The sequence below is a fragment of the Oleiphilus sp. HI0079 genome (genome assembly GCF_001635105.1).
Window position 1 is genome coordinate 1 of sequence record NZ_LWFT01001173.1, and the last position, 554, is coordinate 554.

1 protein-coding gene is annotated in these 554 nt (G+C 47.8%); it reads left to right on the top strand.

Features of this window, described 5'->3' with window-relative positions; all coding sequences use genetic code 11:
* The coding region (locus A3750_RS20925) for an FAD-dependent oxidoreductase (RefSeq protein ID WP_197475209.1) at window positions 1-554 on the top strand (554 nt) is incomplete at both ends.

A 554-nucleotide genomic window follows, 5' to 3' on the forward strand; every position in this document is an offset into this window, starting at 1 on the left:
GGCTTTGAAAACGCACACATTACGCGCCCAGGCTATGCCATTGAGTATGATTACTTCAATCCTCAAGATTTAAAGCATACCTTAGAGACACGTTATGTTAATGGGCTCTACTTTGCTGGCCAAATCAATGGAACTACAGGATATGAAGAGGCCGGTGCTCAAGGATTGCTGGCGGGTTTAAATGCAGCGCGTAGAGCTAGGGGAGAGTCAGAATGGTATCCGCGTCGAGACGAAGCTTATATTGGCGTGTTGGTTGATGATCTTATTACTCTCGGTACATCAGAGCCCTACCGCATGTTTACCAGTCGTGCAGAGTATCGGCTATTGCTGCGTGAAGACAACGCAGATATTCGATTAACCGAAATTGGTCGTAAGTTGGGTGTGGTCGGTGATGTTCGCTGGGCATTCCACCAAGAAAAGCTTCAGGCGATCGAAGTAGAGCGTGAACGCCTACAGAAAACATGGGTTCATCCGAATACTGACGCAGCAAGTAAGCTGAATGAGCGTTTGAAGAGTCCACTTTCTCGCGAGTACACGCTCGAAGAACTACTTCG